The sequence below is a fragment of the Candidatus Dormiibacterota bacterium genome (assembly GCA_035635555.1).
GTDB lineage: Bacteria > Acidobacteriota > Polarisedimenticolia > Gp22-AA2 > Gp22-AA2 > Gp22-AA3.
This window is the reverse complement of sequence record DASQAT010000018.1, coordinates 80,774-88,631: the sequence shown is the minus strand read 5'-3', so window position 1 is coordinate 88,631 and position 7,858 is coordinate 80,774. Positions and strand designations below refer to the sequence as shown.

9 protein-coding genes are annotated in these 7,858 nt (G+C 67.7%); all 9 read right to left on the bottom strand.

Going from position 1 to position 7,858, the window contains the following annotated elements:
* Positions 1 to 538, bottom strand: a 538-nt coding sequence (locus VEW47_05315; GenBank protein HYS04594.1) for an NADH-quinone oxidoreductase subunit L, incomplete at its 3' end; no start/stop codon positions are given.
* A 1-nt stretch (position 539) separates the two neighbouring features.
* Complete coding sequence (gene nuoK, locus VEW47_05310; GenBank protein HYS04593.1) at positions 540 to 839, bottom strand: NADH-quinone oxidoreductase subunit NuoK; 300 nt, start codon at positions 837 to 839, stop codon at positions 540 to 542.
* Positions 836 to 1,495 (bottom strand): NADH-quinone oxidoreductase subunit J, encoded by a 660-nt coding sequence (locus VEW47_05305; GenBank protein HYS04592.1) that lies wholly within the window; start codon positions 1,493 to 1,495, stop codon positions 836 to 838. Before VEW47_05305 ends, nuoK begins: the two co-directional genes overlap by 4 nt.
* Before the next feature lie 2 nt (positions 1,496 to 1,497).
* Positions 1,498 to 2,535 carry an NADH-quinone oxidoreductase subunit NuoH gene (gene nuoH / locus VEW47_05300; protein HYS04591.1) on the bottom strand — a complete coding sequence of 346 codons (1,038 nt, stop codon included), beginning with the start codon at positions 2,533 to 2,535 and terminating at the stop codon, positions 1,498 to 1,500.
* 1 nt (position 2,536) lies between these two features.
* On the bottom strand, positions 2,537 to 4,297 hold the full coding sequence (locus tag VEW47_05295; GenBank protein HYS04590.1) for a 2Fe-2S iron-sulfur cluster-binding protein: 1,761 nt from the start codon (positions 4,295 to 4,297) through the stop codon (positions 2,537 to 2,539).
* A gap of 8 nt (positions 4,298 to 4,305) precedes the next feature.
* A complete protein-coding gene (gene nuoF, locus VEW47_05290; protein HYS04589.1) occupies positions 4,306 to 5,595 on the bottom strand; it encodes an NADH-quinone oxidoreductase subunit NuoF in 1,290 nt (429 codons plus the stop codon).
* A 5-nt stretch (positions 5,596 to 5,600) separates the two neighbouring features.
* Entirely contained in the window at positions 5,601 to 6,074 is a 474-nt protein-coding gene (locus VEW47_05285) for an NAD(P)H-dependent oxidoreductase subunit E (GenBank protein HYS04588.1), read from the bottom strand.
* Complete coding sequence (gene nuoD / locus VEW47_05280) at positions 6,071 to 7,306, bottom strand: NADH dehydrogenase (quinone) subunit D (GenBank protein ID HYS04587.1); 1,236 nt, start codon at positions 7,304 to 7,306, stop codon at positions 6,071 to 6,073. Before nuoD ends, VEW47_05285 begins: the two co-directional genes overlap by 4 nt.
* Positions 7,307 to 7,849 (bottom strand): NADH-quinone oxidoreductase subunit C, encoded by a 543-nt coding sequence (locus VEW47_05275; protein ID HYS04586.1) that lies wholly within the window; start codon positions 7,847 to 7,849, stop codon positions 7,307 to 7,309.
* Positions 7,850 to 7,858: the final 9 nt, after the last annotated feature.

The window sequence follows — 7,858 nt, the reverse complement described above, 5'->3', positions numbered from 1 at the left end:
TCGTCTTCTCGTCGAACATCCGGTCGTAGTAGAACCCGATCAAAAGATACGAGCACAGACCCACCCCCTCCCAGCCCACGAACACCACCGGCAGGGACGCCCCCAGGACCAGGGTCAGCATCATCGCCATGAACAGGTTCAAGTACGCGAAGAACCGCGCGAACGCCGCCTGCGGCTCGTGCTCCATGTAGCCGACCGAGTACACGTGGATCAGGAACCCCACCCCCGTCACCACCAGCAGCATCACCGCCGACAGCGGGTCGAGCAGATACGACCAGCGCACGGTGAGGTCGCCGCCCTCGGCGGCCTGCCCCATCGGCATCCACTCGAAGAGATCCTGGGTGAAGAACGGGGTCGCGGCCGGGCGATCGTGCAGCTCCACGAACGCCCCGGCGGAGATGACGAACGACGCGAGGACCGCCGCGCAGGCGATGAGGCCCACGACGCGGCGTGACAGGAAACGGGCGCCGAAAAGACCGTTCACGGCGAAGCCGGCGAAGGGGAGGAGCGGCACGAGCCAGAGCAGCTGCAGCATCATGTCACCAGCGCATCAGGCTGGCGTCCTCCACGTCTGTCGTGAGGCGCCTGCGGAACAGGGCGATGATGATGGCCAGCCCGACGGCGGCCTCGGCCGCGGCCACCGTCATGACGAAGAAGACGAACACCTGCCCGGTCATCGACTGGTTGTCGTGCGCGAAGGCGACGAACGTCAGGTTGACCGCGTTGAGCATCAGCTCGATGCACATCAGGATGACGATGGCGTTGCGCCTGATCAGCACGCCGACGCAGCCGATCGCGAACAGGAGCGCGGCGATGAGCAGGAAGAACTCGATCCTCATCTCCTCACCTGGCGCTTGGCCATGATGACCGCCCCGATCATGGCGGCGATCAGCAGGACCGAAGCCGCCTCGAACGCGAACAGGTATTTCGAGAAGAGCAGGCCTCCCAGGCCCCGTGCCGCGCCGAACGCGGGGTCGAACATCCCGGGCTCGACGTAGGCCTGGTCCAGGCGTCCGCGGATGGCGTTGAACAGGAGAGCCACGAACGCGGCGCCGAGCAGCAGAGCCCCCCACCGCTGCGGTCCGGCCGCGACACGCAGCCCGACCTCGGCCTTGAGATTCAAGAGCATGACGACGAACACGAACAGGACCATGATGGCGCCGGCGTAGATGATGATCTGCAGGGCGGCCAGGAACTGCGCCTGCAGGATCAGGTAGAACAGCGCGATGCAGAACAGGTTCACGATCAGGAAGAGGATCGACACCATCGGGTTCGGGTGGATGACGACCATGAGCGCCGACAGGATGGCGACGAACCCGATGAGACCCACCCAGAACTCCAGGCTCAAGAGGGCCCGGTAGTTGACCGCGAGGAGCGCCGTGGCGCCGGCCCCCAGAATCGCGCCCGCGAGGAGCGTCCGCTCCGGGGCGTACACCCGGACGAGGGCGAACAGCACCAGGACGAGGATCAGCTCGAGGAGGAGATAGACCGGCACGCTCAGCTCCAGTCCATCAGGACCACGAATGACACCCACAGGATGTGCACGAGCGCCGTCGGCAGCAGAACCTTCCATCCCAGGTTCATGAGCTGGTCGTAGCGGAATCGGGGCAGCGTCCAGCGCACCCAGACGTACACGAACAGGAAGAATCCGACTTTGACGCAGAACGCCAGGACCTGCACGAGTGCTGCGACGAGCGGCGGCAGGCCCAGCCGATACAGCCCCGGCACGTGATACCCGCCGCAGTAGAGCGTCGTCGCCAGCGCCGAGGCGGTGATCATGTTGACGTACTCGGCCATGTAGAACATCGAGAAGCGCATGCCCGAGTACTCGGTATGGTATCCCGCGACCAGCTCGGTATCGGCCTCCGGCAGGTCGAACGGCAGCCGGTTGGTCTCGGCGAAGGCCGCCGTGAGGAAGATGAGGAAGCCGGGGAACTGCCAGAGGATGTTCCAGCCGTGCTCCGCCTGGCGCTCGATGATGTCGTTGAGACGGAGCGACCCGGCGGCCATCAGCACCCCGACGATCGACAGCCCCATCGCCAGCTCGTAGGAGATGAGCTGCGCCGACGAGCGCAGCCCGCCCATGAGAGAGTACTTGCTGTTCGACGACCAGCCCGCCAGCGCCACGCCGTACACCCCCATCGCGGACAGCGCCAGGATGACCAGAACACCGTTGTCCACGTCGGCTATCTGGAGGCGCACCATGCGGCCGTGCAGCTCGACCGCGGGACCGATCGGGATCACCGAGAAGGTCACGAGCGCCGGGACGAAGATCAGCAGGGGGGCGAGCAGGTAGACCGGCCGGTACACGTGCGGCGGCGTGATCTCCTCCTTGAACAGGAACTTGATCCCGTCGGCGAGCGGCTGCAGGAGACCGAACGGCCCGACACGGTTCGGCCCCTGGCGGTCCTGGATCCAGGCGGACACCCGCCGCTCCACGAGGGTCATGTAGGCGACCGCCGTCATGACGACGAAGAAGAAGATGGCGATCTTGACCGCGCTCTCGACCAGGAGCTGACTGAGGTTGGGATCCATCTCAGGCGCCCGGAGCGGGCGCGCCGACGGTGCGCTCCCGCGCCGCAGCGAGCGGCGCGCCGAGATCGCCCAGCGCCCGGTACGACAGCCCCGAAAGCGCGGCAATCTTCGCCGCCGCGTCCTCGAAGACCGCGCGGGGCGTGGGGTACTCGCTGCTCAAGCCGAAGCGGTAGCCCAGGTCGCGCAGGATGCGCCAGACCGGGTCCGCCTCGCCCTGCGGCCTGAGACCGGCGCGCAGGCGCTGCACCCGTCCCTGGAAATTGATCATCGTCCCCTCGAACTCCCCGTAGCCGCACGCCGGCAACGCCACGTGGGCGCGATCGACCGTCGGGCTCTTCCACCAGTCGATGACGACCAGGGCCTCCAGCTTCTCGTACAGGCTCTCCGAGTATCCCGGGAGTCCGGTGAGGTCCTCCCCCACGACGACCAGGCCGCGCACGTGGCCGAGGACCGCGTCCTCCAGGATCTCCTTGACGCGGCCGGCCGAAGGCGCGCCGATACCCACCGTGTCGGCGCCGCGGGCGTTCGGCGTCTTGTCGCGGCGCAGCAGGAGGTGATCGTCCTCCCCCGCCTCGTGCGGCGGAACCGCCAGGCGCGGCACCCCGAGCAGATCCCCCAGGACGCGCTTCGCCACGTAGAGGTCTTCTATCGTGAGCCGCGCGGAAACGATCGCGGCCAGGCCCTTCGGTCCGTGCCTCTCCGCCACCGCGCGCAGGAGCGCGGCGGCGCGGTCGAGCGCGGGGTCCCACGGCGACTCCGGCTCCGGGGCCGACGCGTCCCGCGGCTCGACCCTGTCGCCGGGAGCCGGGCGCTCCACCGGGCTCTCGAACCGCGGTCTTTCGTACAGCTCCGCGTACGACTCCCTTCCCTCGTCGCACATCCAGTAGCGGTTCACGTCGGGATTGGCGCGCGGCGTCATGCGGTGGATGCGGTCGCGGAAGGTCGCCAGGTCGACGTTGCAGCCGCGCGCGCAGCCGGCGCACACGGTGGGGATGTTCTTCAGGAACCAGACGCGCGACTTGAAGCGGAACGGCTTCCAGGTCAGGGCGCCGACGGGGCAGACGTCCACCGTGCAGCCCGAGTAGGGATTATCGAGCGGCCGGCCGGGGAACGTGCCGATGATCGCGTGGTCGCCTCGCTGAAAGAGTCCCAGCTCGTGGCTCAGGCTCACTTCGTCGCAGAAACGGATGCAGCGTGTGCACTTGATGCAGCGCTCGGCGTCGAACTTCACGTCCCGGCCGATGTCGTAGCGCTTCGGGGAGTGGACCTTCTCCTCCTCGAAGCGGCTGTACCCCTGACCGTAGGCCGATTCGTAGGCCTGCAACCTGCATTCGCCGGCCTGGTCGCAGATGGGGCAGTCGAGCGGGTGATTGATCAGCAGGAACTCCTGGATGCCGGCGCGCACTCCCCGGACGCGATCGTTGGCGGTGCGCACGACCATCCCGGGGGCGGCCGCCGTGGCGCAGGCGATCTGCAACTTCGGCATCTTCTCGATCTCGACCAGGCACATGCGGCAGTTGCCGGCAATGCTCAGACCGGGGTGGTAGCAGTAGTGCGGCACGAGCACGCCGGCCTTCTCCGCCGCCTGCAGGACGGTCGCCCCCTTCTTCGCCACCACCGGGCGGTCGTCGATCAGGAGCGCCACCTCGTCGGGCCCGGCCTGCGGCAGGGCCGCCGCGGCCGCAGGCGCCCGGTCGACCGGCGGCGCCGGGGCCGGGGCCGGGACATTGGGCTGGTGGGGCGGCGGACTGATCTCGGACATCGCTCTCCTCAGCGGGCGGCGGCGGCTTTCCCAGGACACGCCTTGGCCCTGGCGTGCTCCTCGAACTCGTCGCGGAACACCCTGACGTACGACTCGACCGGCCAGGCGATCGCCTCGCCGAAGGGGCACACGGTGTTCCCCTCGATCTTCCCGGCGATCCCGGCCAGGAGATCCACGTCCCCGGGGTGCCCGTCGCCGCGCTCGAGGCGCGCGAGTATCTTGACCAGCCAGCCGGTCCCCTCGCGGCACGGCGTGCACTGGCCGCACGATTCGTGCGCGTAGAAGCGGGCGACGTTGTGGAGCGCCCAGACGATGCACGTGCCGCTGTCCATGACGAAGCCGCCCGCCGACCCCAGCATCGTTCCGGCGGCGGCGAGCGAGTCGAAATCCATCAGGACGTCGCACTTCGCCGCCGGCAGGATCTTCATCGACGAGCCCCCCGGAACGGCGGCCTTCAGCGGACGGTCGGGATGCTTCATGCCGCCCGCATACTCGTTGAGGAGCTCCAGGAACGGCACTCCGAGGGGCGCCTCGAACACGCCCGGGCGCTTCACGTGCCCCGACAGGCAGAAGAGCTTCGGTCCGGTGTTCTTCGGGGGCCGGCCGATCGAGGCGAACCAGGCGGCGCCGCGCTCCGCGATGAGCGTGACGTTCGCGAGCGTTTCGACGTTATTGATGATGGTCGGGCAGCCGTACAGACCGACGATCGCCGGGAACGGCGGCTTGATGCGGGGATAGCCGCGCTTCCCCTCGAGGGATTCGAGGAGCGCGGTCTCCTCGCCGCAGATGTACGCCCCGGCCCCCCTATATATAATGATATCGAGGTCGAAGCCGCTCCCGAGGATGTTCTTCCCCAGGAACCCCTTTGCGTAGGCCTCCTGCACCGCCTTCTCGAACGTGCGGCACCCCTGGTGGAACTCGCCACGGATGTAGAAGAACGCCAGGCTCGATTCGATGGCGTAGGCCGAGAGGATGATCCCCTCGAGCACGAGGTGCGGATCCCTCTCGATCAGGAGCCGGTCCTTGAACGTCCCGGGCTCGCTCTCGTCGGCGTTGACGCACAGGTAGCGGGGCTTGTCCTTCGTCTTCGGAAGGAAGCCCCACTTCATCCCGGTCGGGAACCCCGCGCCGCCGCGCCCCCGCAACCCCGACGCCTTCACCTCCTCGATCAGCTTCTCCGGGGTGAATTCCTTCAGCGCCCGCCTCAGCCCCTGGTAGCCCCCCGACGCCATGTAGACGTCGATCGTCTCCGAGCCCGGCTTGCGGATGTTGCGCGTCAGGATCGGCTCGAAGGGCATCGTCTCTACTCCAGCCCCTTCAGGATCTCGTCCATCTTCGTCCCGTCGACCGGCCCATGCTCCCTCTCGTTGATCTGGATGAACGGCGCGCGGTCGCACGCGCCCAGACACTCGACCGACGCGAGCGAGACCTTCCCGTCGGCGCGCTTCTCCCCGTCCCCGATCCCGAGACGCGCCTTCAGGTGAGCCATCAAGGTGTCCGAACCGCTCAGGGCGCACGGCAGCGTGCGGCAGACCTGGATGTGGTGCCGCCCGACCGGCCGCCGATGGAACATCGTGTAGAACGACACCACCCCGGCGACGAATGCGGGCGAGACGCCGATCTTGGAGGCGACGTACTCCATCGACTCGTCCGACACGTGCCCCTTCTCCTCCTGCACCAGGTACAGAGCGGGAAGAAGAGCCGAGCCCCGCATCGGGAAGCGGCTCAAGAGATCGTCAATCTTGTGATCGGTCTCGGGGCGGACGGGGATCGTCACCGGTCCACCTCCCCCATCACGGGGTCGAGGCTCGCCACCACGGCGATCAGGTCGGACAGCAGGCCTCCGACCGCCATCGTCTCGATCGCCTGAAGGTTGATGAAGGACGGGGAGCGGATGTGCAGGCGGTAGGGGGACTTGTCCCCCTCGCTCCGGATGTAGAATCCGAGCTCCCCCTTGGGCGCCTCGATGGCGTGGTACACCTCTCCCACCGGCCCCTTGATCCCCTCGGTGACGAGCATGAACTGCTCGATCAGCTCCTCCATGCTCGTGAGGACGCGTTCCTTCTTCGGGAGGGTGATCTTCGGATCGTCCACGGCGACCGGACCGTCGGGCAGCCGCCGCAGCGCCTGGTCCAGGATCCTGACGCTCTGGCGCATCTCCTCGAAACGAACCAGGTAGCGATCGTAGGCGTCCCCCTCGCTGCCGACCGGCACGTCGAACTCGTAGGTCTCGTAACCGCTGTACGGCTCGGTCTTGCGCACGTCGTACGCCACTCCGGTTCCGCGCAGGTTCGGGCCGGTCAGGCTGAGGGCGACCGCGTCCGGGGCGCTGATCCGGCCCACCCCCTGCGTGCGCTTCATCCAGATGCGATTGCGCGTCAGCAGGGAGTCGAGCTCGTCGAGGAACTTGGGGAACGTATCGACGAACGAGCGGACCTGCCCGGTCCAGCCGGCCGGCAGGTCGCGCGACAGCCCGCCGACGCGCGTGTACGACGTCGTCAGCCGCGCCCCCGTGAGCGCCTCGATGATGTTGTACAGGGTCTCACGCTCGCGGAAGGTGTGAAAGAAGACGGTGGCGGCCCCGAGGTCGAGCGCCCCGGTCCCGAGCCAGAGGAGGTGCGCCGAGATGCGCGCGATCTCGCAGCACATCACGCGGATCACCTGGGCTCGCGGCGGGACGGTGATCCCGAGGAGCTTCTCCACCGCCAGGATGTAGGCGACGTTGTTGGACAGCGGCGCCAGGTAGTCGAGCCTGTCGGTGTACGGGACGAACTGGTTGTAGGTCATCCCCTCGGCGATCTTCTCCATGCCCCGGTGGAGATAGCCCAGGTGCGGCTGCACCGCCTTGACCACCTCGCCGTCGAGCGTCAGAACCAGCCGGAGAACACCGTGGGTGGACGGATGCGACGGTCCCATGTTGACCACCATGGACTCGCCATGCACGGCGTCCTCGCCCGCGGGCGCCTCGGGATGGAGCGACGGCGGGGACGTGACGCGCAGGTCGTCCATCTAGACGCTCTCCATGTCGCGGAAACCGGGCGAGGCGACGCGGCCCCGGGGCCGGGCATCCCGGGGCCCCCCCTCCACGTCGAAGTCCTTGCGCAGCGGATGGTCGGGGTAGTCCTCGGGCATGATGATGCGCCGCAGATCGGGATGACCGCTGAACCGCACGCCGACCAGGTCGTACACCTCGCGCTCCGGCCAGTTCGCCCCCGGCCAGATCGAAACGACGCTCGGCACCGTCTCCCCTTCGTCAAGACGCACCTTGAGGCGCAACCGGTGATTCCTGGGCAGCGAGTAGAGGTGGTACAGCACTTCGTAATCGTGGTCGCGCTCCAGGTAGTGCGTGCCGGTGACGACCGAGAGCATGTCGAACGCAGTCCCGGGGTCGTCCCGGAGGAAACGGGCGACATCGAGCAACGCATCCTTCGCGATGACGACGGTGATCTCGCCGCGGAACTCGGCCACGTCCTCGAGAGCACCGGGGAAACGCTCCCTCAGGAGATCGACGACCTGGCGCGGAGGCAGGGGGGCGATGTAGGGACCTTCCACGTTTCGTCC